The sequence below is a fragment of the Paracnuella aquatica genome, assembly GCF_003332885.2.
GTDB lineage: Bacteria > Bacteroidota > Bacteroidia > Chitinophagales > Chitinophagaceae > Flavisolibacter > Flavisolibacter aquaticus.
In genome coordinates this window covers 1-796 of the sequence record NZ_QOWJ01000050.1, presented here as the reverse complement: position 1 = coordinate 796, position 796 = coordinate 1, and the positions used below count along the sequence as shown (strand labels likewise).

Genomic DNA, 796 nt, shown 5'->3' with positions numbered 1-796 from the left:
ATGCGATACAGAAACAGGGCCAGAAAGCAGATCAGGGCATGCGCGCGGATGCGGTCGGGAAGCCGATGGTGCACGGGCGCGATCTCGATGTCGGATTTCAGGACCCGAAAGCCCCGCTCGATGTCGGCAAGAGCTTTGTAGCGCGTGACGGTGTCGGCCGGCGTCAGGTCGGGGGCGTTGGTGATCAGGGCGAGTTTGCCGTCGAACAGTTCGGCCCGGGCGACGGCGTCTTCGTCGACCGACCAGCTGAACCTGTCCGCATCGAGATCGGCCTTGAGAAAGCGCGTCATCTCCGCCTCGGCGACCGCTCGGGTGAACCGGCTGTAGGCGCCACGGTCCGAGGCGCGTCGTCCCTTTTGCGTTTGTCCGGCATCCTGGGCGTCGAGCTTGCCGACCATCTTCTCGGCCATGGCCTCGAGCTCGGCGAGGCGGGCGCGGCGGCGGTTGCCCTGCTCAGCGGCGCGCAGGGGATCGTGGGCGACGATCAGCCGGTGGCCGGCGAAGGCGCTTTCCGCGAGACCGTCGTCGTCGAAGACGAGGCTCTGGAAGGTCTCTACCAGCTCGGCGTAGCGCCGAGCCGGGACGGCGAGGATGAACTCCAGCTGCCGATCCCCTTGATCCGCCAAGGCGGTCAGCTCGCCGATGTTATCGAGGCTGAGCAGCCCGCGGTCGGCGACCAGGATCACCCGCTGGATCGGGAACCGTTCGAGCACCGTCGCCAGCATGGCCCGCAGCGTCTTCGTCTCGGCGACGTTGCCGGGGTGGACGGTGTGCATGAGCGGCAGGCCCTCGGCGG

Annotated in this window: 1 protein-coding gene; it reads right to left on the bottom strand. The window is 67.8% G+C overall.

Features of this window, described 5'->3' with window-relative positions; genetic code table 11:
• Positions 1-796 (bottom strand): IS1634 family transposase (locus DRJ53_RS21035; RefSeq protein ID WP_114237637.1); only part of this gene is annotated, 796 nt, incomplete at both ends.